The following is a 26,063-nucleotide window of genomic DNA, read 5'->3' on the forward strand; positions in this document are numbered from 1 at the left end:
TTTCGCTGACGTTGTCGTTGCAGGCCGTCCAATTGACGGTTTCTATAGCATAAACACACTGCACCCAAGCCTAAGGCCCGATATAATGCGGCCCTTTGCCGTCGTTTCGTCAATTTGACGCAAGCATTTGCCTTAAGGCCGCCGTTTCCGTGGAAGAACCTATGAAAAGCGCAGAAATCCGTGAAGCCTTCCTTCGCTTCTTCGAAGAGCAGGGACACACCCGAGTTGCCTCCAGCTCCTTGATTCCGGGCAACGACCCGACCCTGTTGTTCACCAACGCGGGGATGAACCAGTTCAAGGACTGCTTCCTTGGCCAGGAAAAGCGCGCCTACACCCGCGCGACCAGCAGCCAGAAGTGCGTGCGCGCCGGTGGCAAGAACAGCGACCTGGAAAACGTCGGCTACACCGCCCGTCACCACACCTTCTTCGAAATGCTGGGTAACTTCAGCTTCGGTGACTATTTCAAGAAAGACGCCATCACCTACGCCTGGACCTTCCTGACCAAGGTGCTGAACCTGCCGGAAGAGAAACTCTGGGTCACCGTCTATGCCAGCGACGATGAGGCATACGACATCTGGACCAAGGAAATCGGCGTACCGGCCGAGCGCATGGTGCGCATCGGCGACAACAAGGGCGCACCATACGCCTCCGACAACTTCTGGACCATGGGCGATACCGGCCCGTGCGGCCCGTGCACCGAGATCTTCTACGATCACGGCGCAGACATCTGGGGCGGCCCACCCGGCTCGCCGGAAGAAGACGGCGATCGCTACATCGAGATCTGGAACAACGTCTTCATGCAGTTCAACCGCACCGCCGATGGCGTGCTGCACCCGCTGCCAGCACCGTCGGTGGATACCGGCATGGGCCTGGAGCGCATCAGTGCGGTCATGCAGCATGTGCACTCGAACTACGAGATCGACCTGTTCCGCAACCTGCTCAGCGCTTCGGCCGCCGCCATTGGCTGCGCCAACGAAGAGCAGTCGTCGCTCAAAGTGGTGTCCGACCACATCCGTTCCTGCAGCTTCCTGATTGCCGACGGCGTGCTGCCGTCCAACGAAGGCCGCGGCTACGTGCTGCGCCGCATCATCCGTCGCGCTTGCCGCCACGGTAACAAGCTGGGCGCCACTGGCAGCTTCTTCTACAAGATCGTCGCCGCCCTGGTGGCCGAGATGGGCGAAGCCTTCCCCGAGCTCCAGCAACAGCATTCCAACATCGAGCGCGTGCTCAAGGCTGAAGAAGAGCAGTTCGCCAAGACCCTGGAGCAGGGCCTGAAAATCCTCGAGCAGGACCTGGCCGATCTCAAGGGCACCGTAGTGCCGGGTGACGTGGTGTTCAAGCTGTACGACACCTACGGTTTCCCGATGGACCTGACCGCCGACATCGCCCGCGAACGCGAGCTGACCATCGACGAAGCAGGCTTCGAGCGCGAGATGGAAGCCCAGCGTGAGCGTGCCCGCTCCGCCAGCGCCTTCGGCCTGGACTACAACACCCTGGTCAAGGTCGACGTGGCGACCGAGTTCACCGGCTACAACGCCACCGAAGGCAGTGCCAGCATCGTTGCTCTTTATAAGGACGGCAAGGTCGTCGAGCAGCTGGGTGAAGGCGAGGAGGGTGTGGTCATCCTCGACCGTACGCCGTTCTACGCCGAGTCCGGCGGCCAGGTTGGTGACACCGGCTACCTGCAGGCGGGCAACGTGCGCTTCGATGTGCGCGACACCACCAAGACCGGCGGCGCCTTCCTGCACCACGGTGTGGTGGCCAGCGGCACCCTGACCGTCGGTGCTCAGGTGCAGACCCGGGTCGATGCCGATGTTCAGCACGCCACCTCGCTGAACCACTCCGCCACCCACCTGCTGCACGCGGCGCTGCGCCAGGTGCTGGGCGATCACGTACAACAGAAGGGCTCGCTGGTCGATAGCCAGCGCCTGCGCTTCGACTTCAGTCACTTCGAGGCGGTCAAGCCAGAGCAGCTCAAGGCCCTGGAAGACATCGTCAACCGCGAAGTGCGCAAGAACTCCGAGGTGCAAACCGAAGAGACCGATATCGAAACCGCCAAGCAGAAGGGCGCCATGGCGCTGTTCGGCGAGAAGTATGGCGACAGCGTGCGGGTGCTGAGCATGGGCGGCGATTTCTCCGTCGAACTGTGCGGCGGTATCCACGCCAAGCGTACCGGTGATATCGGTCTGCTCAAGATCATCAGCGAAGGTGGCGTGGCCTCCGGCGTACGCCGGATCGAAGCGGTCACCGGCGCTGCCGCACTGGCGTACCTGAACGCTGCCGAAGAGCAGCTCAAGGAAGCCGCGCAACTGGTCAAGGGCAGTCGCGACAACCTGATCGACAAGCTCTCGGCCGTGCTCGAGCGCAACCGTCAGCTGGAAAAACAGCTGGAGCAACTGCAGGCCAAGGCCGCCAGCGCTGCTGGCGACGACCTGTCCAACGCAGCCGTCGAGGTCAAGGGCGTCAAGGTCCTGGCCGCACGTCTCGATGGCCAGGATGGCAAGGCGCTGCTGGCGCTGGTCGATCAACTGAAGAACAAACTCGGCCGCGCAGTGATCCTGCTCGGCAGTGTCCATGAGGAAAAGGTCGTACTGGTTGCCGGTGTGACCAAAGACCTGACTGGCCAACTCAAAGCCGGTGATTTGATGAAGCAAGCCGCTGCCGCGGTGGGTGGCAAGGGCGGTGGTCGTCCGGACATGGCGCAAGGTGGTGGCGTAGACACCGCAGCGCTGGACAGCGCGCTGGCCCTGACCGTGCCATTCGTGGAGCAGGGCGTTTAAGGCGTACATCGGCCCGCCGTCTAGTGGTGGGCCATGGCGTCGTTTGAATGTTTATTGGGTGCCCTTCATGGGCTGAGGCGGCTTTGAAATGGCGTTGATCGTACAGAAATTTGGCGGTACCTCGGTCGGCACAGTCGAGCGAATCGAGCAGGTTGCCGACAAGGTCAAGAAGTTCCGTGAAGCCGGCGATGACCTGGTGGTTGTACTGTCGGCGATGAGTGGCGAAACCAATCGCCTGATCGACCTGGCCAAGAAGATCAGCGATCAGCCGGTTCCGCGTGAACTGGATGTGATCGTCTCCACTGGCGAGCAGGTGACCATCGCCTTGCTGGCCATGGCCCTGATCAAGCGTGGTATTCCGGCGGTGTCCTACACCGGTAACCAGGTGCGGATCCTCACCGACAGCGCGCACAACAAGGCGCGCATCCTGCAGATCGACGACCAGAAGATTCGCGGCGACCTCAAGGCTGGCCGCGTGGTCGTGGTCGCAGGTTTCCAGGGTGTCGACGAGCACGGCAACATCACCACCCTCGGTCGTGGTGGCTCCGACACCACCGGCGTGGCCCTGGCGGCAGCGCTGAAGGCTGACGAGTGCCAGATCTACACCGATGTCGATGGTGTCTACACCACTGACCCGCGCGTGGTGGCCCAGGCCCAGCGCCTGGACAAGATCACCTTCGAAGAGATGCTGGAAATGGCCAGCCTCGGTTCCAAGGTGCTGCAGATCCGCGCCGTCGAGTTTGCCGGCAAGTACAACGTCCCGCTGCGCGTGCTGCACAGCTTCCAGGAGGGTCCGGGTACCCTCATTACCATTGATGAAGAGGAATCCATGGAACAGCCGATCATTTCCGGCATCGCCTTCAACCGCGATGAAGCCAAGCTGACCATCCGCGGCGTACCGGATACCCCGGGCGTTGCTTTCAAGATCCTCGGCCCTATCAGTGCCGCGAACATCGAAGTCGACATGATCGTGCAGAACGTTTCGCACGATAACACCACCGACTTCACCTTCACCGTGCACCGCAACGACTACGACAAGGCCCACAAGGTCCTGGACAAGACCTCCGTCGAGCTCAACGCCCGCGAAGTGGTCGGTGACACCAACATCGCCAAGGTCTCGATCGTCGGCGTCGGCATGCGTTCCCACGCCGGTGTCGCCAGCCGCATGTTCGAAGCGCTGGCCAAGGAGAGCATCAACATCCAGATGATCTCCACCTCCGAGATCAAGGTCTCGGTGGTAATAGAAGAGAAGTACCTGGAACTGGCGGTGCGCGCCCTGCACACCGCTTTCGAGCTGGACGCCCCGGCCCGACAGGGCGAGTAAGGCGGCTGCCTCTGGGGGCGCGGCTTGGCCGCGCCCTTCGTTTTTCTGGCTGGTGTGAGAAATCTGTGCTTTTGCTCGCGCTAGTCAATACTTAGGCGTAGGTCAGCAGCCGTCACGGGTTGTAGGCTGAAGCCCTTTTTTTTGCAGACTGTTATCCCTGAACTGAATTGCGTGAGGAGAAAGCTATGTTGATTCTGACTCGTCGGTGCGCCGAGAGCCTGATCATTGGCGACGGCGAAATCACCGTGACCGTGCTCGGCGTCAAAGGAAACCAAGTGCGGATAGGGGTAAACGCCCCTAAAGAAGTGGCCGTCCACCGTGAGGAAATCTACCTGCGGATCAAGAAAGAGAAGGACGAAGAACCAACCCATTAATTTTTATCGAGTTTTTTTCAAAAAAGAGTTTGCAAACGGGGAAGGGTCTGGTTATTATACGCCCCGTGTTGCGGAGAGGTGGCCGAGTGGCCGAAGGCGCTCCCCTGCTAAGGGAGTATACCTCACAAGGGTATCGGGGGTTCGAATCCCCCCTTCTCCGCCATTATTCATGTAGGACGCTGTAATCTGCCTGAATCGCCTAAGTCGTTGAAATTAAACGAAAAAGTGGTTGGCAAAAAGATTTAGCGGCCTATAATGCGCGGTAACAAATGCACTCATAGCTCAGCTGGATAGAGTACTCGGCTACGAACCGAGCGGTCGGAGGTTCGAATCCTCCTGAGTGCACCATACGACGAAGCAGTTTTCAACTTGAATGCTGCTTCAGCTGCAACCAGAGGTGATCTGGTCCATCAAGCGCCAACCCTGCACTCATAGCTCAGCTGGATAGAGTACTCGGCTACGAACCGAGCGGTCGGAGGTTCGAATCCTCCTGAGTGCACCATACATCAAAGCAGTTTTCAGTTTGAAAGTTGCTTTAGCTGTAACCAGAGGTGATCTGGTCCATCAAGCGCCAACTTGCACTCATAGCTCAGCTGGATAGAGTACTCGGCTACGAACCGAGCGGTCGGAGGTTCGAATCCTCCTGAGTGCACCATACAACAGAAAGCCCGCCTACCAAGGCGGGCTTTTTGCTTTCCGGCATTCATCTTCCGGTAAGGCGTGATGACTACACTGTCATCATTGCCGTGCCTGCCCCGCGCTATTTTTTGCCGACCCCGATGTGTTTTTTTTCGCGCTGCCGCCGTCGCACTGTTGCCTGCATACGTTGTCACAAGTATGTCTCGCAAACGATTGTTATAGCCGCGATTTTTTCAGCACCCAGACAGCTCAAGCGGTGTATGATTGCGCCCGTCAGCCCCGCCGGGGCTTGTGGAATACCACCATGGACTTACCCAGTAGTTACTCAATAGCAAGTTTTGCCAATCAAGAATTGACTGATTGATCCTCCCGGCGTGCTCCGCTGCTGGGAGTGGAGTTCGCCTATGACTGAAATCGAAGTAAAAAAGACGCAAGAGAGCCTGCAGGATCGCCTGGCCCAGGTGGTCGAACTGTTGCAGCGTCAACGCGTGGTCGAAGACCTGACCCACCGTCAGGAAGGTCATCACCATGACCTGGTAGAAAACCTCGTTCACCGCCAGAACCTGGTCGAGCTGCAACGCAAGCTCGACGACCTGCACTCCGCTGACGTTGCCTACATCCTCGAAGCCCTGCCGCTGGACGATCGTCTGACCGTCTGGCAACTGGTCAAGGCCGAGCGCGACGGTGACATCCTCCTGGAAGTGTCCGACTCGGTCCGTGAGACCCTGATCGCCGACATGGACGATCACGAGCTGCTCGCCGCCGCCAAGGAAATGGACGCCGACGAACTGGCCGACCTGGCGCCAGAGCTGCCCCGTGACGTTGTCCACGAGCTGATGGAAAGCCTCGATGCCCAGCAGCGCGAACGTGTCCGTTCGGCCCTGAGCTACGACGAGGATCAGGTCGGTGCGCTGATGGACTTCGAGATGGTCACCATCCGCGAAGACGTCAGCCTCGAAGTGGTCTTGCGCTACCTGCGCCGTCTCAAGGAGCTGCCAGGCCACACCGACAAACTCTTCGTGGTCGATTACGACGGCATCCTCAAGGGCGTGCTGCCGATCAAGCGTTTACTGGTCAACGACCCGGAGAAGAAAGTCGCCGAGGTCATGGCCAGCGACCCGGTGAGCTTCCATCCGGACGAAGACGCCTACGATGCCGCTCAGGCGTTCGAGCGTTACGACCTGATTTCCGCCCCGGTGGTGGACAAGAGCGATCGTCTGATCGGCCGTCTGACCATCGACGAGATGGTCGACCTGATCCGTGAAGAGAGCGAAAGCGAAGTGCTGAGCATGGCCGGTCTGCGCGAAGAAGAAGACATCTTCGCCTCGGTCTGGCGCTCGCTGCGTAACCGCTGGGCGTGGCTGGCGATCAACCTGATCACCGCCTTCGTCGCCTCGCGGGTGATCGGCCTGTTCGAAGGCTCGATTGAAAAGCTGGTGGCACTGGCGGCGCTGATGCCGATCGTTGCCGGTATCGGCGGCAACTCCGGTAACCAGACCATCACCATGATCGTGCGCGCCATGGCCCTGGACCAGGTCAGCCCCGGCAACACCTCGCGGTTGATGCGCAAGGAGCTGGCGGTGTCGTTGATCAACGGCCTGATCTGGGGTGGGGTGATCGGTGTGGTTGCCTTCCTGCTGTATGACAGCTGGTCGCTCGGCGTGGTGATGACCGGCGCCATGACCCTCAACCTGTTGCTGGCGGCGCTGATGGGGGTGTTGATCCCCATGACCCTGGTACGCCTGGGCCGCGATCCGGCGATGGGCTCCAGCGTGATGATCACGGCCGTGACCGACAGTGGGGGCTTTTTCATCTTCCTGGGCCTTGCCACTATCTTCCTACTCTGAGCGGCCATCGGACAAAAAAACACCCCTCGCGAGGGGTGTTTTTTTTTGCCTGGCGTTTATTGCTCTGTGAGGTGTTCGATAAAGGTCGAGCCGCTATAGCCCTCGCGGAACAACCCGGCCTGCACCAGGCGCGGCATCACCTGCTCAAGAAACAGATGCACCGACTCCACCGAGCCACCGGGCGCTGCGATAAAGCCATCGATTGCCCCGGCCGCAGCCCACTCGACGATACTCTCGAGCGCATCGTCCACCGTACCGATCACTTGCCAGTGCGCAGCGGAGATCACCTCCGGACGCAGCAACAACTCACTGACCCGCAGCGATTCACGTTCGACCAGGCGCCGCAGCAGATTGGTGTGGGTGCGGCTGTTGGGATTGCTTGCGGGTGGCGGCAGGTCATCGCGGGTGATCGGCCGGTCCTCTGGCCATTCACTAAGGTCGATCCCGATCATCTCCTTGATCGAGGCAAACTTGCGCGGCTTGTCGATGCGCGCGTGGGTTTGCATGAACAGCTCGCGGGCCTGCTCGCGGGTGTCGGCCAGGTACAGGCTCAGGCCGGGCAGCAGACGAATGTCGGCGGGGCAGCGGCCGTGTTTTTCCGCGCGACGGGACAGATCGCGGCGCAGGTCGAGCGCGGCTTCGATATCCGGTGTCGGTGCAAACACCAGGTCGGCAACCGCAGCGGCAAAGTCACGACCCGAGTCCGAGGCGCCGGCTTGCACCAACGGGATTCGCGTGTTGGCGTACATCGGCAGGTTGAGCGGACCCTTGACCTTCAGGTGAGTGCCGGCGTGGTCGATGGGGCGAACCTGTGAGGCGTCGGCATAGCGGCCAGTGCTGCGATCCAGTTTCAGCGCATTGCTGGGGAAGCTTTCCCACAGTTGGTGCACTACCCGGGTGAACTCCGCAGCCCGCTCATAACGTTCATCGGCACTGGGCATCGCCGTCAGGCCGAAGTTCTCATGGCCTTGCAGCGCGGTGACGATGTTCCAGCCAACCCGGCCCTTGCTGATCCAGTTCAATGACTGCAACTGACGGGCGACCACATAAGGCGGCAAAAAGGTGGTCGATACGGTCGAGACCAGGCCGATCCTGGATGTGTGCTGGGCAACCGCAGCCAACAGAATGCTTGGGTCCAGGCTGGCGAACCCGGAGCCGCTTTCCAGCATCTCCGGCACCAGGGCATGTACATCGGGGCGAAAGACAAAGTCCAGGTGCGCAGCTTCGGCGCGCTTGGCCAGATCGATCGCAAACTCGGCGGTGAAGATGCCTTCGATGTTGCTGTTGTCACGACGCCAGCCATCGCCGCTCAGCCAGGTAGGCGCCAGTGACAGGCCAATGTGCAGGCGCTTGGGGGTACTCATCCTTGCGGTTCTCCTCGTTATCTATAGACCGGCTCAGAACGCGCCCTTGACGCCGACGCCAACCATGCGTGGCAGGGTCATGCTCGCCTCGGTGCCGCCAATGCCACGGTTCTGCTGCATGTAGGTGGGGGAGCGGTCGTCGAATACGTTCTTGACGTAGCCGTACAGCTGCACCTGCTTGTTGAACTGATAACTCATCCGCGCATCGGTGAGGGTGTAGGGCTTGACCGAGTAGGACGAGGTGTTGGCGGTGTCGGAGTAATAGCCATCCAGGTGACGGACCTGGACGTTGAAGTTGAGCTTGTCGGTGATGTCCCAGCTTGGGCCGAAGCTCAAGGTGTAACCGGGCGACCGGGCAAACTCGTTGGCCTGGTAGTCGGCGTTGCTGGAGATCTTGTCGATGCGTGTACGTAAGGTACCGGCGCTGGCCTTGAGGGTCAGGTTATCGAGGACGCGGTAGTCGGCGCTCAGCTCCAGGCCATAGGCATGGGCCTTTTCCGCGTTGATGGTGTAGGACTGGGCGACGCCCGGGGAGATCACCACCGGGATGTTGTACTGGGCGTCCTTGAAGTCCATGTAGAACAGGTTGCTACTGAGGATCAGGCGGTCGTCGAGCAGGTTGGCGCGGCTGAACAGCTCATAGTTCCAGATCGACTCTTCCTTGAAGTATGCCCACTGCCGGGTGGTCAGGTTGAGTGACACACCGCCGGGGTTGTAACCGCGGCTGACCAGGGCGCCGACGGTCCAGTCCGGCGTCGCGGCGAAGGCCAGCGAGACCTTGGGCAGCAGGGCGGAGAAGGTTTTCCCGTAGTCCAGTGCCGTGGGCGCAAGCACTGAATTGCCCTGGCGCTCGATGTGATCCTGCTGATAGCGCAGGCCGGTGCTCAGGGTCCAGCGGTCACTCAGGCGGTAGTTCAGCTCGCCGAAGATACCGAGGTTTTCCTTGGTGTCATCGAAGGCCGACAGTCCGCGCAGGTTCAGGGTTTCGTCGGTCTTGGTGTGGGCATAGTAGATGCCGCCCATGCCGCTGACGGTATCAAGCGCGTCGCCAAAGGTAATACGCGATTCGTTGGAGGCGTTCTTCTGCTTGATATCGGCATCGCCTTCACCGGCAACGCCGGTTACCCGCTGCACGTTGGACAGCGAATACTGCGCCTGGTTGAACAGCTTGATGCCGTTGTCGAAGTCATAGCTGACATCCAGCACGCTGGTGTTGGTGTCTTGCTCCCAGCTGGGCATGGTGGTGGTGTCGTGGTCGAGCTTGTGAAAGGGCGCTGAGGCCGCTTCCTGGGTCGGGCGATTGCTATCGTTGTGCGAGAAGGTGTATTTGGCCTCAAGCCCCGGCAGTGACTCAGGCACCCACAGCAGCTTGGCCCGGGCATTGACGGCACGGAAATTCTGGTCGGTCTTGCCGGGTTGGAATTTCGGATTGTCGTAGTCGATGAAAGTGTCGCGCGCCGAGTAGTCCACCGCCAGGCGTCCGGCCAGTTCATTGCCCATCAGCGGGCCGGAAATGGCAACCGAGCTGCGCTTGGCATCGTAGCTGCCGATCTCGGTCTGGTAGGCCGCCTGCGGAGTGAAGGTCGGATCCTTGGTGTTGACGATGATCGCACCGGCAATGGCGTTGGCCCCTTGCGAGGTGGTCTGTGGACCACGGAACACTTCGATGCTGTCCACGTCCCAGACCGAGGTGGCACCGAAGAACATCTCGTTGTAGTTCAGGTAATGGCCGTCGAGGTTGATCGTCGCCCGCGGCACGGTGCCACCCCAGAACACGTTCTGGCCATTGTTCGGGCCCTGGGTGTCCTGGCCGCGAATGATCGGCGCGCCCACCGAGTCGGTGTAGATCACGTTGGGTACATCATTGAGCACTTCCGACACCGACGCGCTGCCGGTCTTTTCCTTGTCGATCTCCTTGGCGGTCTTGATCGATACGGAAGAGGCCGTGTCTTTCAGGTCGCGTTCGAGCTTTTCGCCGGTGACGATGATCGGCTCGAAAACAACGCTCTGCTTGTGGGTAGTGACGACGGATTGTCCAAAGGCGTAAGGCGATGCCAGCAATGTCGAGAGTGTCAACACACTAAAGCCTTGGCGCAGTGTGCGGTGTGGATGTGCCTTCAAGATGCCCCCAAATGAGAATGATCCTCTTTCCCGTTCGAGGGTAGCATGGTGCCATTGCGTTCCTCAATAAAGAATTCATTCCGCAAAATGGGAATAGGTACAGGTTCATGGAATCGGTATCATGGCCGCCAACAAGCGCGACCGTGCGCGCCGGCGAGGAGAGCGAACAATTGAACAATGAGATGACCGCCCTGGACGAAGAAGCGCAAGCAGCCCCGGAAAAGCGCTCCGGCACTATTCAGTCGGTGTCGATCGCGGTGCGTTTTCTCCAGGTCCTGGCCAATGCCGAGAGTGAGTTGGCGCTGGGGGAGGTCGCTCGGCGCACCGCTACCGGCGGCTCGACCGCCCACCGCTATCTGCAGAGCCTGGTCAAGGAAGGCCTGGCCAAGCAGGACCCGGCCAGCGGCCTGTACGACCTGGGGCCGGCCGCCTTGAACATTGGCATCAGCGCCTTGAAGCGTGTCGACGCGGTAGACATCGCCGCCCAGCACATGAAGTCCCTGGCCCAGCAGCATGCCGCCAGCGGCGGGGTGGCGATCTGGACCGACCGCGGGCCGACACTGGTGCGTTGGTACCGCAGTGCCTATTTCTCGATCAACCCGCTGGCATTGGGCGATATCCTGCCGATTGACAATACCGCCTGCGGCCTGGTGTTCCAGGCCTTCCTGCCCAAGGCGGTGATCGATGCCGCGCGCAAGCAGCAGCCGGCGCATTTTCGCGGCACGCCGCCGAGCAAGGCGCTGCTCGATGAGGTGCGTAGCGGCCGCTGGGCCGAGCTGACCAGCCATTTGCTGTCGAATGTTACCGGCCAGGCGGCGCCGGTGTTCGACGCCCAGCAGGAAATTGTCTGCGTGATGACCACGGTCACTGACCTTGGCCAGCTCAAATCAGCAGAGGATCGCGACGCCTTGCACCGTGAAGCCGGCCTGGTCAACCAGGCCACGGGTGGGCGGATTTTCGATCAGCGCGGTTGAATCTGCATCTGGCGTCCCTTGGGTACCACCAGCGGGGTGCCGGTGACCGGGTCGGCAATGATCACCGAGGCCAGGCCGAATACCTCCTCTACCAGCGCTTCGGTGAATATTGCGCCAGGCTCGCCCTGGGCCAGCACCGCGCCGCCGCGCATGGCAATCAGGTGTGAAGCGTAGCGGCAGGCCTGGTTGAGGTCGTGCAGTACCGCAACGATGGTCCGACCCTGGCGGTTGAGATCGCTGAGCAGTTCGAGCAGTTCGATCTGGTGGGCGATGTCGAGGAAGGTGGTGGGCTCATCGAGCAGCAGGATCGGTGTGTCCTGCGCCAGCACCATGGCAATCCATACCCGCTGACGCTGGCCGCCAGAGAGTTCATCCAGCACCCGTTCCGCCAGCTCGCTGACCTGGGTTGCGGCCATGGCAGAGTTGACCGCCTGTTCATCGGCCGCGGACCATTGGCGCAAGAATGATTGGTGAGGGAATCGCCCGCGTGCCACCAGGTCGGCAACCGTGATGCCTTCCGGTGCCGTGGCGCTTTGCGGCAGCAGGCCGAGGCGTCGGGCGACCTCCTTGGCGGGAAGCTCGGTGATGGTTTTACCGTCAAGCACCACTCGGCCTTGGGCGGGAACAAGCAGCCGCGACAAGGCGCGCAGCAGGGTGGATTTACCACAGGCATTGGGCCCGACAATCACGCTGAAGGAGCCATCGGGGATGGCGATGGACAGGTCGCTGGAGATGGTGCGCTGGTCGTAACACAGCGTCACGGTGTCAGCATGCAGGCGATGCGTCATGGGTGGCCTTTCCTGGCTGGCAGCTCGGCGGCGAGTATTGCATGTGCAGAATTAATTCTGCAATATGGAATGAGATTGCATCGCATCCACGTTTAGGCGGGCAAGCACCCGCTGTCGAACCCTTCCTGCCTCACTTGTAGCCGAAGAAAGATCGCCGATGAAAAAGCTCACATTTGCGCCAACGCTGGCTGTTGCGGCGCTGATCCTGCTCGCCTGTACCGCCGTCGGGCTGCGTCCGGCAACCGCTGTCGCGGCCGGGCAGTCCAAGCCGCTGCGGATTGCCTCGACCTCGCCGAGTGTCACCGGCATCCTGCTGGCCATGAAGGCACCGCTGGTGGCCACTGCTGCCACCACCCCGAGCCGGATGACCGACAGCAAGGGCTTTTTCAGCCAGTGGGCGAGCGTCGCCGATGCGCGCCAGGTCGAGGTGCTGTACCCCAACCTGGTGTTCGATATCGAGGCGGTGCTCGGCGTCAATCCGGACCTGCTGGTGCTCGCCGCCACCGGTGCCGACAGCGTGGTCCAGCACCAGGCCGAGCTGGAGGCCCAGGGCATACCGACCTTGGTGGTCAATTACTCGAACCAGAGCTGGCAAGAGATTGCCACCACTCTGGGAAAGGCCGCAGGCCTGGAGGCGCAAGCACAGGCAGCGATCAAGGACTTTGACGATTACGCCGCACTCACCGCGGCCTCGATCAATCCGCCCAAAGGCGGTGTAAGCATCGTCGGTTACAACATCGGTGGCAGCTATTCCGTCGGCCGCGCTTCCAGCCCGCAGGCCCGGTTGTTCACTGCGCTGGGGGTCAAGGTCGCGAGCCTGCCACCGGCCCTGAGTGGCGAGGTTACCCGCGCCGTGGACTTCGAGTTCATCTCCCGCGAAAACCTTTCGGCGGCGATCACCGGTGAAAGCGTGTTTCTGCTCGGCGCCACCGACGCTGATGTACAGGCGTTTCTTGCCGACCCGTTACTGGCCAACCTGCCCGCGGTGACGCAGAACAAAGTCTACGCCCTGGGGCCGACCTCGTTCCGTGTCGACTACTACTCTGGCCGGCAGATGATCGATACCGTCGCCCGGCATCTGCGCTGAGCCATGGCGATTGCAGCGTTGCGCACCGTGGCTTTCAACCGGCACCGGCGCATGCGCTCCTCGGGGCTGCTGACTGGCCTGGGCGTGCTTGGGCTGGTTGCAGTCTGCAGCCTGCTGATCGGTTCACGCGCCATCGGTCTTGGCGAAATCGCCGATGCCTTCTGGTCGTATGACCCACAGAACAATCAGCATCTGGTGATTCGAGAACTGCGTGTTCCCCGCACCCTGGTAGCCATTCTGGCGGGCCTGGCCCTGGGCGTGGCCGGGGCGCTGATGCAGGCGGTGACACGTAATCCGCTGGCCGAACCCGGGCTGCTTGGCATCAACGCAGGTGCTGCGCTGGCGGTCATCATCGGCGTGACCCTGTTCAAGTTGGTGAGCATTGTCGAGTATGTCGGCTTCGCCTTTGCGGGTGCCGGGCTGGCCGCGCTTGCCGTGTTCATTCTTGGCCAGGCTCACGAAACCGGTACCAACCCGGTGCGCCTGGTGCTGGCCGGGGCGGGGTTGTCGGTGATGCTGGCGTCGATCACCGGCATCCTCCTGCTCAACGCCCCGCTTGAGGTGTTCGACAGCTTTCGCAGATGGTCGGCCGGCTCGGTTGAAGGCAGCAGCTTCCAGACCCTTGGCGTGCTCGCGTTGGTCGCCGCTGTCGGGCTGGCGCTGGCCATCGCTATCGTCGGCAACCTCAATGCCATGGCCCTGGGCACGGATCTTGGCCAGGCCCTGGGCGTCAATCTTCGCGCTACCTGGTTGCTGGCTTGCCTGGCAGTGATGCTGCTGGCCGGGGCGGCAACCGCGGCTGCCGGGCCGATCGGCTTCGTCGGCCTGGTCGCACCGCATCTAGCCCGGCGGGTGGTGGGGCCGGACTACCGCTGGATAGTGCCCTATGCCGGGCTGATTGCCGCGATCCTGCTGCTGGGCGCCGATGTAATCGGCCGTGTTGTCGCTGCGCCAGCGGAGGTCGCCGCCGGGATCATTGCCTTGCTGATCGGTGGGCCGTTCTTCATTGTCATCGTGCGCAAGTTCCGGATGAGCCGGTCATGACGGGGGCGGTGCTGCGCCTGGGTAACTATTCACTGCGCTGGCGGCCACGGGTTGCCGTGGTCTGTGCAGTGCTGGCGCTGATAGCCGTGGGCCTGGCGATCCTCTTGCTGGGCGTGGGATCGTTGCCGTTGACACCTGGCCAGGTGTTCGAGAGTTTGCTCGGGGGAGGCGACAATCCGACCGCCGACCGGGTGATTCAGCGGGTTCGCTTGCCGCGGGTGCTGACTGCGCTGCTGGTGGGCGGCGCGCTGGGCATGGCCGGTTCGATCTTCCAGTCGATCTCGCGCAACGCCCTCGGGTCTCCGGATGTCATCGGCTTTACCACCGGGGCTGCCAGCGGCGCCATTGTGCAGATCATCCTGTTCGATGCTGGCCCCCTGGGAACCTCGCTGGCGGCGGTGCTCGCAGGAGTGGGCACGGCCTTGCTGGTGTTCGTGCTGTCGATGCGCGGGCGTAGCACCGGTGGCTATCGGCTGGTGCTGGTGGGGATTGGTGTCGGCGCCATGCTCTCGGGCCTGAATACAGTGCTGCTGGTCATGGGCGACCTCGACCGGGCCATGTCGGCGCAAATCTGGCTGGCCGGTTCGCTCAATACCCGCACCTGGTCCCACGTACTGCCGGCAGCGTCAGGTTTCATTGCCATTGTGCCGGTGGTTATTGGTCATGCGCGACACATCGACCTGCTGGAAATGGGCGATGACACGGCCAGTCAGCTCGGTATCGCGCCGGAGCGCACAAGGCTGATCATGGTGTTGGCTGCCGTGGCGTTGACCGCGATTGCCACTGCAGCTGCCGGGCCTATCGCCTTTATCGCCCTGGCTGCTCCACAGCTGGCCAGGCGTTTGACCGGTGCGCCTGAAGTGCCGTTGGTGCCGGCAGCGTTGATGGGCGCGGTGCTGTTGCTGGTGGCCGACCTGCTCAGCCAGCGCCTGGCGTTGAATCTCAATCTGCCCATCGGCCTGAGTACGGGTTTGCTCGGCGGTTTCTATCTGCTCTGGCTACTGTCGCGCAGCAAACGGGTTTGATCGAGGTAATAAAAAAGGCCAATGCGTGAGCATTGGCCTTGAGTGATTGTGCCACGAAATCAGGAAGCGTCAGCTGCCATCTCGGCGTCATGGGCAATCAACGACACCAGCGCATTCTGCTGGCGATGGGAAAGCTGGCGGAAACGTTGCAACAGTTCGCGTTCGTGCAGGGACAGTTCCGGGCTGTCCAGACGCATGCTCAGTTCTTCACCCAGTGCACCTTCCTGAATAAGGCTCTGCTCCAGGCGAGCGATGATTTCCGAGTTCATGCTGCGGTGGTGGTTGCGCGCTACCTCGGCAATGCGCTCACGCATTCCGTCGGGGAGGCGGACGACGAATTTGTCAGCGGTGCGGCTTGAGTAAATAGCCTGTTTCATTGGGCGCATATAATTGACCGGTTTTTGGTTCAGGGGAAGCGGTTCTCGAAATTGGCCGCACGATGTCACTACGACCATCCCGGCGTCAAAATGTTCAACCTGAATTGTGAATGAGGCGTGAATCATGCCTCATTATCGCCGGTTCCTTGGCGTCAATTCTGTGACAAATATTGAACCGGATAAAGGCGTTTTGCCAGTACCAATTATCAGAAATGAGCACTGGTTTGAAAAGTTTTCATTTTCTCTTTTTCCGTTGCTGCAGACCTTCGTCGGCAACGGCATGCAACAGGCAGAAAAGGCCTTGGAAAGCGTCTAGAATGCGCGTGCTTTCTTACCATTGAGCATAGTAGCTATGCAGCATGACGCAAGCGCGACGCGGCGTACAGTGAACCCGGGTCGTCTGGTGTACCTGATGGGACCCTCAGGTGCCGGAAAAGATTCCCTCATCGATGCGGCGCGCCCTGAACTGCAGCGCCTGAACGTGCACATCGCCCGGCGCGTGATCACCCGTTCGGCCGAGGCCAAGGGCGAAGATGCCATCGGTGTATCCCCTGAACAGTTCGAACGCCTGTGCGCCGAGGGCGCCTTTGCCCTGCAGTGGCAGGCCAATGGCCTGGCCTATGGCATACCGGTGCAAATCGATGCCTGGCTGGCTGAAGGGCAGGCGGTGCTGGTCAATGGCTCGCGCGCGCATTTGCAGCAGGCACGTGAACGCTACCCGGATCTGTTACCGGTGCTGCTGCGGGTTGATCATCAGGTATTGCGCCAGCGCTTGCTGGATCGTAACCGGGAAACCGCTCAAGACATCGAGCAGCGTCTGGCGCGGGCACAGCAGGTGAGGGTAGAGGAGGGTGAAGTGCAAGTGCTGGACAACTCCACGTCCTTGACCGATGCGGTCCAGCGCTTGCTTGGGCTGCTGCGCGAGCAAGGCCTGCTTGGCGCGAGCTGAAGCCTAGAACACCAGCCGTTCGTTGCTGACTTGGGGTGCGCTTTGTACTTGCGCGGCCTGGGTGCCAAACACCGCCAGTTGCGCCTTCATCGCCGGCACGGCATGGGCCTGCGCAGGCACGGCAATGCCGTCGGGTTGCACGACCAGGCCAACCAGAACGGCCAGAGCCAGGGCGTTGAGCAGAAGCAGGGTGCTGTTCATGGGCATACTCCGCAAAGGTGAGGGCTGAGCCCTAGCCACTTTTCATGAAATAGATAAAGCACACTGCATGCCAGGCTTTTTATCGGTTTTTACCCTTTAAAATCAGTCGCTTACGTTGGTTTTTCGCGTGATTTTCCGTGCAATCTGCAATGATGGCTGACTGCCTCATTGCAGATTGCACGATCCGCTAAAAAGCCCACAGGCAAAAAGCCCCACGGATGACATGACAAATGCCGGCCTGCTGGTTAACATGCACGCCGTCCCTGCCGCGCGACGCTCGTTGCCGGCTCTGCGTCTCAGTAGCTCAATTGGATAGAGCATCCCCCTCCTAAGGGGAAGGTTGGCAGTTCGAACCTGCCCTGGGACACCAACGAATTCGGGCCTTTCTGGCCATCTGTCTGACTGCGTTTCTCTGTGACGGCAGCGTGGCAGCGGAAGGAATAAATAAAGCCCCTTTCAGAATCATCTGGAGGGGTTTTTTTCATTAAGGCTGCATGAGAAATGAAAAAATTATTCATTGCTTCCCTAGGGGCTTTATCGCTAATTCAACCATCACTGTCCTTTGCGGATAACGGGAAAAATCTCTATTTACAGAGGTGCGTCATGTGTCACGGCGCAGATCTCAAGGGTACAGGGCCGTTGGCTAACAAAAGCAACCCTCCTACCCCGGACCTTACAACCGCCGCTTTCAAAAAACGATTGGCTGATTATCCGGGCGTTATTGTCTCATCGGTAATACTTCGCCCCAATGGCGACCTGATTCCGAGAACATTGCGAGAGAATGGCGTAAAGCTATCGCCGTACGCCTGGAGGGTTCAGGATTTTCGCGATTTGAATCAATACATGAGTGCAGTGATTTCAAGAAGTCGATGATTTGTGGTGCCAGGCCGCTGCTGCGTGAACAGCGGCCTGGGGCCTACCAGTCTTGCCGCAACGGCAGCGGCCCTTCATGGGACGCAAACAGCGGTAGCACTTCTTCTGCCAGCTCCTGAATCACTTCGTCTGCCGGCCGCTGGCAAAACTGTATGCCCAGCGCCGCATGATTGACCCCGGCATCCTGCCATTCCCCGAGCAGATCAATCAGCCCCTTGCGCCCGGTCCTCAGCACGTAGCCGCCTTGCATGGCCGTGCGTGGAAAGTCGGGGTTGGCGTCCAGGTCGATCCACTCGTTGGTCACGTGCGGACGAAAGCCGCCACCGGGAATGTGGTCGCGCCAGGCGCGGATTTTTTCGGCCAGGCGCCGAGGGCCGAGAATGTTCTCGGTCGCCTCAGGAAAGGTCAGCCAGCCATCGGCCTGCTCGCCCAGCCACTGCAGGGACTGGCGCGAGCTGCCGGTCACCAGCAGGGGGATGGCTCCGCTGACGGGCTTGGGCAGCAGTTGCGCGCCATTAAGGTGGCCCAGTGCTGATTGAATCGGATGGTCGCCAACCTGCAGCAGTTGGCGAAAATACCGCACTGCCTCGGCAAAGCGCTCGCCACGCTCGCTGTGCTCCAGGCCATAGGCGGGAAACTCAATCGGGCGGTCCCCGGAGGCGATACCCATGACCAGGCGCCCGCCTGACAACTGGTCGATGGTAGTGGCGGCCTTGGCCAGGTCGATCGGATGACGCAAGGCGAAGATCGCGCTGCCCGTCGCCAGGGCGATGCGCCGGGTGTGCGCGGCCAGGTAGCTGAGGTAGGCGAAAGGATCGAACAGCTGGCCGGCATCGCCAAAGTGCGGATCGTACAACGGCACATCACGCACCCAGACGGCGGCAAAGCCGAGGCGGTCGATCTCGCCGACCAGCGCGGCCTGACCATTGAGCACCGCCATGTCGCCGCGGTAGAAGCGCAGCGGCAGGAAGATACCCAGGGTCAGGTGGTCGGCGGCGAACATGCGTCGATAGCCGGGGTGATGGGCGAAGGCATGGGCGCTGGCGCCCGTTAATGTCGGGTTCATCGGCAAATTCCTTGTTGCGCTTCAGGGGCCAGTGGCAGGTGCTGGCAGGCGGATGCCGCGCTGGACGGCAGGGCGCTGACTGACGCGCTCATGCCAGGCGCTCAGATGCCGGTACTGGCTGAAATCGAAGTCGATAACCCGGGCGATATGGGTCCAGCCGAAGGTGGCGATGTCAGCGATCGAATAGCTGCTGCCCGCCAGCCAGGGCCGGTCGGCCAGGCGTTGGTCGAGGGTGCTGAACAGTTCTTCGCTCAGGCGCCGGTAGCGGGCGATGGCCTCGGGGCAGGGCTGCTGGGCGAACAGTTCGAAATGCACGCGCTGACCCAGAATCGGCCCCATGCTCGCTGCGTGAAACTGCAACCAGGTAATGGCCGCCCAGCGTTCGCTGGGGGTATCCGGCAGCAGGCGTGCGCTCTTTTCGGCCAGGTACAGCAGGATCGCCGCAGACTCGAAGAGGGTGATATCGGACTCGGGATCGACCAGTACCGGGATGCGTCCATGGGGGTTGAGCTTGAGAAAGTCAGCCTGGCGATGCTCGCCACGGTCGATCTGCACGTGCTTGAGGGTGTAGGGCAGCCCTAGTTCTTCCAGGGCGATGGTGATCTTGAAGCCATTAGGTGAGCTATCGCTATAAAGAATCAACGGCATGGGCCTTCTCTTCAGGAGTGTTCAGAGAAGGGCTATGCTAGGCAGGCCTTGGCTGATTGAAAAACGATCAATTCTGCGTTTAGGCGATAGATTTTCTAAACCATGGAGAGGGTAGAAATGGGCGCGGTTCTACCGTTGTTGGCATTGCGGGCCTTCACTGAAGCGGCACGTCTGGGCAGCCTCAAGGCGGCCGCCGAGCGCATGGGGGTAACGCCGGGGGCGGTCAGCCAGCAGGTGCGCCTGCTCGAGGCGCGCATGGGCGTGGTGTTGTTCGTGCGTGGCCGCCATGGCGTGCACCTGAGCGAAGCCGGCGCGCGGGTGTATCCGGGGCTGCTCAAGGGCTTCGATCAGATCGAGGCATCGCTGGCATTGCTGGAGCAACTGGCGCCGGGCAAGACCCTGACCATCAGCACCGTGCCGTCTTTCGCAGCCTCCTGGCTGGTACCGCGCCTGGGCCGTTTCAATGCCTTGCACCCGCAGATCGAAGTGCGCGTCGAGGCCTCGGCCAAGCTGGTGGATTTTCAACGTGAGCGTATCGACGTCGCCTTGCGCCATGGGCTCGGCCAGTACCCGGGGCTGGCGTCGATTCGTTTACTGGCACCGGTCCTGTTGCCGGTGGCCAGCCCGCAGTTGCTGGCGCAAGGGCCGGCCTTGAAGCGCCCCGCCGATTGTCTCAAGTATCCGTTGCTGCACGATGCCGATCGCGCCGACTGGATGCTTTGGCTACAGGCTCATGGCGTGGCCGATGAGCCGCGGGCAGCACGCGGTGCGAGTTTCGAGGATGACCTGCTGCTGTTGCGTGCAGCGGCTGCAGGCCAGGGCATAGCGCTGGTACAGGACACCCACGCTGCGGAAGACCTGGCCAGCGGCAGGCTGCAACTGGCCCTCGACAAACCCTGGCCTGCGCGTTTCGCCTACTACCTGGTGTGCCGACAAGAAGCCTTGCAGCGCCCCGAGGTTCAGGCATTCGCCGATTGGGTCAGAGCAGAGGCGGATGCCAGGTCTTGATCCTTATTGTCATCGCTGCCACCTTGGGTCGCAGTCAGATTGGCCACCAGCTTGGCTGAGATTGCCGGCCCTTGCAGCTGGGAGTTGAGGCTGGCCAGCGACTCCAGCTCGGTCTGCTTTTTCATCTGCTCGGCGATCTTGCGTTCGATCTTGTCCTTCTCGGCAGGTGGCAACGCCTCGAACTCTTCCTGGCTGATGCCCAGTTCGTTGAGCAGCTTGAGCTTGATCTTCTCCGCCGGGCTCAGGGCCATGTACTCGCGAAACGCCTGAGTGGCGCTCTTGCCGGATTCGCTGGTGCCGATGCTGGCCCGCTCACGCATGTCCACATCCGGGTTCTGCAGCTGTACCTTGAGCTTGGCGAAAGCTTCCTCGCGGGCGTCTTCGGCACTTTGCTGCGAGCTATTGCCATGGCTGTGCTGCTGCCGATTGGCACTGCTGGTGGGCACCGGCGGGCGGAACTGGGCCTGTTCGGCGGCGGCCGCCTCGGCCACGCCACGGGTCGGGTTGATGGTCAGCGGCTGGGCGCTGACGGCATTGATGCTACTCACCTGATCACTCTCCTTGATGGATGCAAGTTGACCATCGATCAATGGCAAGTCTTGTGCCAGCTCTGCTGACAGGTCCACGAGCTAGTATATTCAGGGGGTGGCGCTGTACGGCGGGTAGGGAATCGGAGCATGCTTTGCCCCGAAGAGGAAAACCCTTGCCGTCAGCGGCAAATCAATTCAAACCGGCAGCACCAACATCCGGCTGGGGCGTAGTTGCCTGGACAAGGGAGATCGTCCATGACTCAAACGTCAGATACACCACCATTGAAGGCCCCGCTGGCCGACTTCAGGGAAGAGCAGTTGCAAACCCTGCTGGAGTTGATCAGCGACGGGATCTGGGACTGGAATGCCAACACCGGTTACGTCTACCGCAATCCCGGGTGGTACAGGATGCTCGGCTACCCGAGCCATTCCCTCGACAATACGGTGCTGACCTGGGAAGGGGTGATCCACCCCGAGGACTATCCGCGGGTGATGGCGCATTTCGAGGATTACCTCACTGATCGCGCCGGGCGGTACCGCATCCAGTACCGCTGTCGTTGCCGGGACGGCAGCTACCTGTGGATCGAGGACAGCGGCCACATAATTGCGCGCAACGAGGATGGTTCGGTGGCGCGGATGCTCGGTGCCCACCGCAATATCGATGACGCCAGGCGCCTGGTTGATCGGCTGGAGGAAAAGAACCTGAGCCTGGAAGCGCAGATCGCCGAGCGCACCCGCGAGCTGTCCTGGGTCAATCAGCAACTGCAGCGCCAGCTCGATGAGAACCGCGACCTGGCCGAGCGCGATGCCCTGACCCTGGTGGCCAACCGTTACCGCCTGGAAAAGGTCCTGCAGCAGGAGTGCGAGCGGGCGCGGCGCTTTCGCCAGCCGCTGGCGCTGATCATCATGGATATCGACGACTTCAAGCCGATCAACGACCAGTACGGCCATGCCCAGGGTGATCAGGCGCTGATCGCCTCGGTGGAGCGGATCAAGGTCTGCCTGCGCAGCGATGACCTGCTGGCGCGGTGGGGCGGTGATGAGTTCGTTGCGGTGCTGCCGGGCACGCAGCGGCAAGAGGCGCTGCAGCTGGCGCGGCAGATTCGCCAGGCGCTGGAGCAGGCGCCGCCGGTGGGCGAGCGGTTGCTGACCATGAGCTATGGCGTGGTCGAGTGGCTGGAAGGTGAAGGGCAGGCGCAGCTGCTGTGCCGGGCGGACCAGGCGCTGTACCGGGCCAAGGCGGCCGGCAAGGATGAAATCGGTGAATGAAAAAGGACCCGCTGCACGGAGCAGCGGGTCAAATCGGCCTCAGCCGCTTCAGTGTCTACAGATGCAGGGCGTGCCCCAGGGCGCGCAGTGCCGCTTCCTGTACCGCCTCACCCAGGGTTGGGTGAGCGTGGATGGTTCCCGCCACATCTTCCAGGCACGCGCCCATTTCCAGTGACTGGGCAAAGGCGGTGGACAGCTCCGAGACGCCAACGCCGACCGCCTGCCAGCCGAGGATCAGGTGATTGTCGCGACGGGCGACCACGCGCACGAAACCGCTTTTCGATTCCAGGGTCATGGCTCGGCCGTTGGCGGCGAACGGGAACTGTGCAACGATACAGTCCAGGCCATCCTGCTCGACCTGTTCCGGGGTCTTGCCAACCACCACCAGTTCCGGGTCGGTGAAACACACCGCGGCAATGGCGGCCGGCTCGAAGCGCCGCGACTTGCCGGCAACAAGTTCGGCAACCATTTCACCCTGGGCCATGGCCCGGTGGGCGAGCATCGGTTCTCCGCTGATATCGCCGATGGCCCAGACGTTGAGCATGCTGGTCTTGCATTGGTCGTCGATGGCAACCGCCGAACCGTTCATCTTCAGCGCCAGGCTTTCCAGGTTGAAGCCCTGGGTGCGCGGCTTGCGCCCGACCGCGACCAGTACCTGGTCAGTGCTCAGTTGCAGCAGTTCACCCTCAGGATCACGTACCTGCAACGCCTGCTTGTCGGCATCGAAACCTTCGACGCTGTGCTTGAGGTAGAGCTTGATCCCCAGCTTCTTGATCGACTCGGCCACCGGTGCGGTCAGTTCACTGTCGTAGGTTGGCAGGATGCGCTCGCGGGCTTCGACCACGCTGACCTCGACGCCAAGCTTACGGTAGGCGATGCCCAGCTCCAGGCCGATGTAGCCGCCGCCAACCACGGTCAGGTGCTTGGGCAGGGTTTTCGGCGCCAGGGCCTCGGTGGAGGAAATGATCGGGCCACCCAGCGGCAGCATCGGCAGTTCGACGCTGCTTGAGCCGGTGGCCAGCAGCAGGTGCTCGCACTGGATGCGCTGGCCGTCGACTTCGACGTGCTTGCCATCGAGAATCTTCGCCCAGCCGTGGATCACCTTGACCCCGTGTTTTTTCAGCAGGGCCGCGACGCCGCTGGTCAGGCGATCGACGATGCCGTCTTTCCAGGCCACGCTCTGGGTGATGTCCAGGCTCGGTGGCGAGACCTTGATGCCCAGGCTCGACTGCTGGCTGTGCAGCTGGGTCTGGTGGAACTGTTCGGCGACGTGGATCAGCGCCTTGGACGGAATGCAGCCGATGTTCAGGCAAGTGCCACCCAGGGCCTGGCCTTCGACCAGCACCGTGGGAATGCCCAGTTGGCCGGCGCGAATGGCCGCGACATAACCGCCGGGGCCGCCGCCGATGATCAGCAGGGTAGTGTTGAGCGTCTGTTGCATGGTCACTCCACAAACAGGCTGGCAGGTTGTTCGAGCAGGCCGCGGATGGCCTGGATGAAGAGTGCCGCGTCCATGCCATCGACCACGCGGTGATCGAACGAGCTGGAGAGGTTCATCATCTTGCGAATGACGATCTGGCCATTGATGACCATCGGCCGTTCAACCATGCGGTTGACCCCGACAATCGCCACTTCCGGGGTGTTGACTACCGGGGTGGAGACGATGCCGCCGAGGGCGCCGAGGCTGGTCAGGGTGATGGTCGAGCCCGACAGTTCTTCACGGCTGGCCTTGTTGCCGCGGGCGGCGTTGGCCAGGCGCACGATCTCGCCGGCGTTGCTCCACAGGCTGCCGGCTTCGGCGTGGCGCAGTACCGGTACCATCAGGCCATTGTCGCCCTGGGTGGCGATGCCGACATGCACCGCGCCGTGGCGGGTGATGACCTGGGCTTCGTCGTCGTAGGTGGCGTTGATCTGCGGGAACTCGCGCAGGGCGACGACCATGGCGCGCACCAGGAATGGCAACAGGGTCAGCTTGCCACGGCTGTCGCCCCACTTCTTGTTCAGGTGCTGGCGCAGCTCTTCCACGGCGGTGACGTCGATTTCCTCGACGTAGCTGAAGTGGGCGACGCGGCGCTTGGCATCCTGCATGCGCTGGGCAATCTTGCGGCGCAGGCCGATCACCGGGATCTGCTCGCTGTCGTTGCGCTTGGCGTAACCGCCAGGGGCACTTTGGCTGCTGGTGGTTGGCTGGGCCAGGAAGGCGTCGAGGTCGTCGTGCAGGATGCGTCCGGCCGGGCCGCTGCCATGTACGTAACGCAGCTCGATGCCGGCATCCAGGGCACGCTTGCGCACGGCAGGCGAGGCCAGTGGGCGTTCGTGGGCTTCGCGCGGAACGATGGCGGCGGGCTGGTGGGTGGAGGCTGCGGGTGCAGCAACGGGTGCTGGTGCAGCAGGTTTTGCTGCTGGTTCAGGGGCAGGTGCAGCGACTGCACTGGCCTCTTCGCGGGGCAAGCCCGCTCCTACGTTGCCGGCGCCTTCGACTTCGATGCGGATCAGTTCGCTGCCCACCGCCATGACTTCACCGGGCTGGCCGCCCAGGGCCAGGACCTTGCCGCTGACCGGCGAAGGGATTTCGACGGTGGCCTTGTCGGTCATGACATCGGCCACGACCTGGTCTTCAGTGACGGTATCGCCGACCTTGACGAACCATTCCACCAGTTCAACTTGTGCGATGCCTTCACCGATATCCGGCATCTTGATGACGTGCGTGCCCATTCAGACCTCCATGACCCGTTTCAATGCCGCGCCCACTCGCGAAGGGCCGGGGAAATACGCCCACTCCTGTGCGTGCGGGTAGGGGGTGTCCCAACCGGTGACGCGTTCGATCGGAGCTTCGAGGTGATGGAAGCAGTGTTCCTGGACCAGCGCGATCAGCTCGGCACCGAAGCCGCAGGTGCGCGTGGCTTCATGGACCACCACGCAACGGCCGGTCTTTTTCACCGACTCGACGATGGTTTCCAGGTCCAGCGGCCAGAGGCTGCGCAGGTCGATGACCTCGGCGTCGACGCCGGTTTCTTCAGCGGCCACCTGCGAGACATAGACGGTGGTGCCATAGGTCAGCACGGTGACGTCCTTGCCCGGGCGGGTAATCGCCGCCTTGTCCAGCGGCACGGTGTAGTAGCCGTCCGGTACGGCGCTGGCCGGGTGTTTCGACCACGGGGTTACCGGGCGGTCGTGGTGGCCGTCGAACGGGCCGTTGTACAGGCGCTTGGGCTCAAGGAAGATCACCGGGTCGTCGTTTTCGATCGAGGCGATCAGCAGGCCTTTGGCGTCGTAAGGGTTGGAAGGCATCACGGTACGCAGGCCACAGACCTGGGTGAACATCGCTTCAGGGCTCTGGCTGTGGGTCTGGCCGCCGTAGATACCGCCACCGCAGGGCATGCGCAGGGTCAGCGGGGCGACGAACTCGCCGGCCGAGCGATAACGCAGGCGGGCCATTTCCGAGACGATCTGGTCGGAGGCCGGGTAGAAGTAGTCGGCGAACTGGATTTCCACCACCGGGCGCAGGCCATAGGCACCCATGCCCACGGCGGTTCCGACGATGCCGCTTTCGGAGATTGGCGCATCGAATACCCGCGACTTGCCGTACTTGGTCTGCAGGCCTTCGGTGCAACGGAACACGCCACCGAAGTAGCCGACGTCCTGGCCATACACCACGACGTTGTCATCGCGCTCTAGCATGATGTCCATGGCCGAGCGCAGGGCCTGGATCATGGTCATGGTGGTGGTCGCCATAGCGGTTTCCAACTGGATTGAAGTGTTGTGATCGTTCATG

General features: G+C 61.8%; 24 protein-coding genes and 5 tRNA genes. 18 read left to right on the plus strand and 11 right to left on the minus strand.

The features are described from left to right. The first annotated feature begins 161 nt into the window (after positions 1-161). The 8 genes from alaS to mgtE all read left to right on the plus strand — a co-directional run bounded on the left by alaS (position 162) and on the right by mgtE (position 6,964). On the plus strand, positions 162-2,780 hold the full coding sequence (gene alaS, locus LOY45_RS07255) for an alanine--tRNA ligase (protein WP_115088129.1): 2,619 nt from the start codon (positions 162-164) through the stop codon (positions 2,778-2,780). An 88-nt stretch (positions 2,781-2,868) separates the two neighbouring features. Continuing rightward, on the plus strand, positions 2,869-4,104 hold the full coding sequence (locus tag LOY45_RS07260; protein ID WP_258578904.1) for an aspartate kinase: 1,236 nt from the start codon (positions 2,869-2,871) through the stop codon (positions 4,102-4,104). A 185-nt stretch (positions 4,105-4,289) separates the two neighbouring features. Beyond that, positions 4,290-4,478 carry a carbon storage regulator CsrA gene (csrA, locus tag LOY45_RS07265; protein WP_010226667.1) on the plus strand — a complete coding sequence of 63 codons (189 nt, stop codon included), beginning with the start codon at positions 4,290-4,292 and terminating at the stop codon, positions 4,476-4,478. 72 nt (positions 4,479-4,550) lie between these two features. Next, positions 4,551-4,641: transfer RNA gene (locus tag LOY45_RS07270), tRNA-Ser, on the plus strand. Between the two features lie 108 nt (positions 4,642-4,749). After that, positions 4,750-4,826, plus strand: a tRNA-Arg gene (locus LOY45_RS07275). Positions 4,827-4,903: 77 nt separating this feature from the next. Beyond that, positions 4,904-4,980 (plus strand) — tRNA-Arg (locus tag LOY45_RS07280). 76 nt (positions 4,981-5,056) lie between these two features. Then, positions 5,057-5,133, plus strand: a tRNA-Arg gene (locus tag LOY45_RS07285). A 388-nt stretch (positions 5,134-5,521) separates the two neighbouring features. Further along, entirely contained in the window at positions 5,522-6,964 is a 1,443-nt protein-coding gene (mgtE, locus tag LOY45_RS07290) for a magnesium transporter (RefSeq protein ID WP_115088127.1), read from the plus strand. 56 nt (positions 6,965-7,020) lie between these two features. On the opposite strand, the gene LOY45_RS07295 is transcribed toward mgtE, so the two are convergent. Both LOY45_RS07295 and LOY45_RS07300 read right to left on the minus strand, forming a co-directional pair. Next, positions 7,021-8,328, minus strand: coding sequence for an NtaA/DmoA family FMN-dependent monooxygenase (locus LOY45_RS07295; protein WP_258578905.1), 1,308 nt, complete (start codon positions 8,326-8,328; stop codon positions 7,021-7,023). A 33-nt stretch (positions 8,329-8,361) separates the two neighbouring features. Then, positions 8,362-10,449 (minus strand): TonB-dependent receptor, encoded by a 2,088-nt coding sequence (locus LOY45_RS07300; RefSeq protein ID WP_134063675.1) that lies wholly within the window; start codon positions 10,447-10,449, stop codon positions 8,362-8,364. A gap of 182 nt (positions 10,450-10,631) precedes the next feature. Here LOY45_RS07300 and LOY45_RS07305 point away from each other — a divergent pair, with 182 nt between their 5' ends. Then, positions 10,632-11,423, plus strand: a complete 792-nt coding sequence (locus tag LOY45_RS07305) for an IclR family transcriptional regulator (protein ID WP_115088506.1) — start codon at positions 10,632-10,634, stop codon at positions 11,421-11,423. Here LOY45_RS07305 and LOY45_RS07310 read toward each other — a convergent pair. Beyond that, positions 11,411-12,211 carry an ABC transporter ATP-binding protein gene (locus LOY45_RS07310; RefSeq protein ID WP_115088124.1) on the minus strand — a complete coding sequence of 267 codons (801 nt, stop codon included), beginning with the start codon at positions 12,209-12,211 and terminating at the stop codon, positions 11,411-11,413. The two genes, LOY45_RS07305 and LOY45_RS07310, sit on opposite strands and share 13 nt — an antisense overlap. Before the next feature lie 157 nt (positions 12,212-12,368). Here LOY45_RS07310 and fepB point away from each other — a divergent pair, with 157 nt between their 5' ends. From fepB to LOY45_RS07325, 3 genes are read left to right on the plus strand one after another with little or no spacing between them, the layout of a single operon-like run. Further along, positions 12,369-13,298, plus strand: a complete 930-nt coding sequence (gene fepB, locus LOY45_RS07315) for a Fe2+-enterobactin ABC transporter substrate-binding protein (RefSeq protein WP_115088123.1) — start codon at positions 12,369-12,371, stop codon at positions 13,296-13,298. Between the two features lie 3 nt (positions 13,299-13,301). After that, a complete protein-coding gene (locus LOY45_RS07320) occupies positions 13,302-14,342 on the plus strand; it encodes a FecCD family ABC transporter permease (RefSeq protein WP_233673962.1) in 1,041 nt (346 codons plus the stop codon). Next, entirely contained in the window at positions 14,339-15,367 is a 1,029-nt protein-coding gene (locus tag LOY45_RS07325; RefSeq protein ID WP_258578906.1) for a FecCD family ABC transporter permease, read from the plus strand. Before LOY45_RS07320 ends, LOY45_RS07325 begins: the two co-directional genes overlap by 4 nt. 59 nt (positions 15,368-15,426) lie before the next feature. On the opposite strand, the gene LOY45_RS07330 is transcribed toward LOY45_RS07325, so the two are convergent. Then, entirely contained in the window at positions 15,427-15,753 is a 327-nt protein-coding gene (locus LOY45_RS07330) for an Arc family DNA-binding protein (protein ID WP_010226671.1), read from the minus strand. A gap of 115 nt (positions 15,754-15,868) precedes the next feature. Between LOY45_RS07330 and LOY45_RS07335 the strand changes: the two genes are divergently transcribed. Both LOY45_RS07335 and phnN read left to right on the plus strand, forming a co-directional pair. Next, a complete protein-coding gene (locus tag LOY45_RS07335; RefSeq protein WP_115088121.1) occupies positions 15,869-16,060 on the plus strand; it encodes a hypothetical protein in 192 nt (63 codons plus the stop codon). A gap of 36 nt (positions 16,061-16,096) precedes the next feature. Beyond that, a complete protein-coding gene (phnN, locus tag LOY45_RS07340) occupies positions 16,097-16,693 on the plus strand; it encodes a phosphonate metabolism protein/1,5-bisphosphokinase (PRPP-forming) PhnN (protein ID WP_115088120.1) in 597 nt (198 codons plus the stop codon). 3 nt (positions 16,694-16,696) lie between these two features. Here phnN and LOY45_RS07345 read toward each other — a convergent pair whose 3' ends face one another. Continuing rightward, positions 16,697-16,894 (minus strand): hypothetical protein, encoded by a 198-nt coding sequence (locus LOY45_RS07345; protein WP_115088119.1) that lies wholly within the window; start codon positions 16,892-16,894, stop codon positions 16,697-16,699. Positions 16,895-17,187: 293 nt separating this feature from the next. On the opposite strand from LOY45_RS07345, the gene LOY45_RS07350 reads away from it, so the two are divergent. Continuing rightward, positions 17,188-17,264 (plus strand) — tRNA-Arg (locus tag LOY45_RS07350). A 131-nt stretch (positions 17,265-17,395) separates the two neighbouring features. Then, positions 17,396-17,767: a c-type cytochrome gene (locus LOY45_RS07355; protein ID WP_258578907.1), complete on the plus strand. Its 372-nt coding sequence runs from the start codon at positions 17,396-17,398 to the stop codon at positions 17,765-17,767. Positions 17,768-17,810: 43 nt separating this feature from the next. Here the strand turns inward: LOY45_RS07355 and LOY45_RS07360 are convergent, their stop codons facing one another. Next, the gene (locus tag LOY45_RS07360; RefSeq protein ID WP_258578908.1) at positions 17,811-18,833 is read right to left on the minus strand and encodes an LLM class oxidoreductase; all 1,023 of its coding nucleotides are present in this window, start codon (positions 18,831-18,833) and stop codon (positions 17,811-17,813) included. Positions 18,834-18,854: 21 nt separating this feature from the next. Beyond that, positions 18,855-19,481, minus strand: coding sequence for a glutathione S-transferase family protein (locus tag LOY45_RS07365; RefSeq protein ID WP_233673965.1), 627 nt, complete (start codon positions 19,479-19,481; stop codon positions 18,855-18,857). Between the two features lie 117 nt (positions 19,482-19,598). Here LOY45_RS07365 and LOY45_RS07370 point away from each other — a divergent pair, with 117 nt between their 5' ends. Then, positions 19,599-20,489, plus strand: a complete 891-nt coding sequence (locus tag LOY45_RS07370; RefSeq protein ID WP_115088115.1) for a LysR substrate-binding domain-containing protein — start codon at positions 19,599-19,601, stop codon at positions 20,487-20,489. Here the strand turns inward: LOY45_RS07370 and LOY45_RS07375 are convergent. Beyond that, a complete protein-coding gene (locus LOY45_RS07375) occupies positions 20,441-21,037 on the minus strand; it encodes a hypothetical protein (RefSeq protein WP_258578909.1) in 597 nt (198 codons plus the stop codon). The two genes, LOY45_RS07370 and LOY45_RS07375, sit on opposite strands and share 49 nt — an antisense overlap. A gap of 237 nt (positions 21,038-21,274) precedes the next feature. On the opposite strand from LOY45_RS07375, the gene LOY45_RS07380 reads away from it, so the two are divergent. Then, a complete protein-coding gene (locus LOY45_RS07380) occupies positions 21,275-22,288 on the plus strand; it encodes a sensor domain-containing diguanylate cyclase (protein WP_115088113.1) in 1,014 nt (337 codons plus the stop codon). A 55-nt stretch (positions 22,289-22,343) separates the two neighbouring features. Here the strand turns inward: LOY45_RS07380 and lpdA are convergent, their stop codons facing one another. The 3 genes from lpdA to LOY45_RS07395 are packed head-to-tail and all read right to left on the minus strand — an operon-like array spanning position 22,344 to position 26,062. Next, the gene (lpdA, locus tag LOY45_RS07385) at positions 22,344-23,729 is read right to left on the minus strand and encodes a dihydrolipoyl dehydrogenase (RefSeq protein ID WP_115088112.1); all 1,386 of its coding nucleotides are present in this window, start codon (positions 23,727-23,729) and stop codon (positions 22,344-22,346) included. Between the two features lie 2 nt (positions 23,730-23,731). Beyond that, positions 23,732-25,003 (minus strand): dihydrolipoamide acetyltransferase family protein, encoded by a 1,272-nt coding sequence (locus tag LOY45_RS07390; RefSeq protein WP_115088111.1) that lies wholly within the window; start codon positions 25,001-25,003, stop codon positions 23,732-23,734. Next, positions 25,004-26,062 (minus strand): alpha-ketoacid dehydrogenase subunit beta, encoded by a 1,059-nt coding sequence (locus LOY45_RS07395; RefSeq protein ID WP_038996423.1) that lies wholly within the window; start codon positions 26,060-26,062, stop codon positions 25,004-25,006. Position 26,063 lies beyond the last annotated feature (1 nt).

It is taken from the genome of Pseudomonas wadenswilerensis, assembly GCF_024749185.1.
Lineage (GTDB): Bacteria > Pseudomonadota > Gammaproteobacteria > Pseudomonadales > Pseudomonadaceae > Aquipseudomonas > Aquipseudomonas wadenswilerensis.

Coding starts and splice junctions, on each gene's coding strand:
- alaS (WP_115088129.1), top strand. CDS start 162: ATGAAAAGCGCAGAAATCCGTGAAGCCTTCCTTCGCTTCTTCGAAGAG.
- LOY45_RS07260 (WP_258578904.1), top strand. CDS start 2,869: ATGGCGTTGATCGTACAGAAATTTGGCGGTACCTCGGTCGGCACAGTC.
- csrA (WP_010226667.1), top strand. CDS start 4,290: ATGTTGATTCTGACTCGTCGGTGCGCCGAGAGCCTGATCATTGGCGAC.
- mgtE (WP_115088127.1), top strand. CDS start 5,522: ATGACTGAAATCGAAGTAAAAAAGACGCAAGAGAGCCTGCAGGATCGC.
- LOY45_RS07295 (WP_258578905.1), bottom strand. CDS start 8,328: ATGAGTACCCCCAAGCGCCTGCACATTGGCCTGTCACTGGCGCCTACC.
- LOY45_RS07305 (WP_115088506.1), top strand. CDS start 10,632: ATGACCGCCCTGGACGAAGAAGCGCAAGCAGCCCCGGAAAAGCGCTCC.
- LOY45_RS07310 (WP_115088124.1), bottom strand. CDS start 12,211: ATGACGCATCGCCTGCATGCTGACACCGTGACGCTGTGTTACGACCAG.
- fepB (WP_115088123.1), top strand. CDS start 12,369: ATGAAAAAGCTCACATTTGCGCCAACGCTGGCTGTTGCGGCGCTGATC.
- LOY45_RS07320 (WP_233673962.1), top strand. CDS start 13,302: ATGGCGATTGCAGCGTTGCGCACCGTGGCTTTCAACCGGCACCGGCGC.
- LOY45_RS07325 (WP_258578906.1), top strand. CDS start 14,339: ATGACGGGGGCGGTGCTGCGCCTGGGTAACTATTCACTGCGCTGGCGG.
- LOY45_RS07330 (WP_010226671.1), bottom strand. CDS start 15,753: ATGCGCCCAATGAAACAGGCTATTTACTCAAGCCGCACCGCTGACAAA.
- LOY45_RS07335 (WP_115088121.1), top strand. CDS start 15,869: ATGCCTCATTATCGCCGGTTCCTTGGCGTCAATTCTGTGACAAATATT.
- phnN (WP_115088120.1), top strand. CDS start 16,097: ATGCAGCATGACGCAAGCGCGACGCGGCGTACAGTGAACCCGGGTCGT.
- LOY45_RS07345 (WP_115088119.1), bottom strand. CDS start 16,894: ATGAACAGCACCCTGCTTCTGCTCAACGCCCTGGCTCTGGCCGTTCTG.
- LOY45_RS07355 (WP_258578907.1), top strand. CDS start 17,396: ATGAAAAAATTATTCATTGCTTCCCTAGGGGCTTTATCGCTAATTCAA.
- LOY45_RS07360 (WP_258578908.1), bottom strand. CDS start 18,833: ATGAACCCGACATTAACGGGCGCCAGCGCCCATGCCTTCGCCCATCAC.
- LOY45_RS07365 (WP_233673965.1), bottom strand. CDS start 19,481: ATGCCGTTGATTCTTTATAGCGATAGCTCACCTAATGGCTTCAAGATC.
- LOY45_RS07370 (WP_115088115.1), top strand. CDS start 19,599: ATGGGCGCGGTTCTACCGTTGTTGGCATTGCGGGCCTTCACTGAAGCG.
- LOY45_RS07380 (WP_115088113.1), top strand. CDS start 21,275: ATGACTCAAACGTCAGATACACCACCATTGAAGGCCCCGCTGGCCGAC.
- lpdA (WP_115088112.1), bottom strand. CDS start 23,729: ATGCAACAGACGCTCAACACTACCCTGCTGATCATCGGCGGCGGCCCC.
- LOY45_RS07390 (WP_115088111.1), bottom strand. CDS start 25,003: ATGGGCACGCACGTCATCAAGATGCCGGATATCGGTGAAGGCATCGCA.
- LOY45_RS07395 (WP_038996423.1), bottom strand. CDS start 26,062: ATGAACGATCACAACACTTCAATCCAGTTGGAAACCGCTATGGCGACC.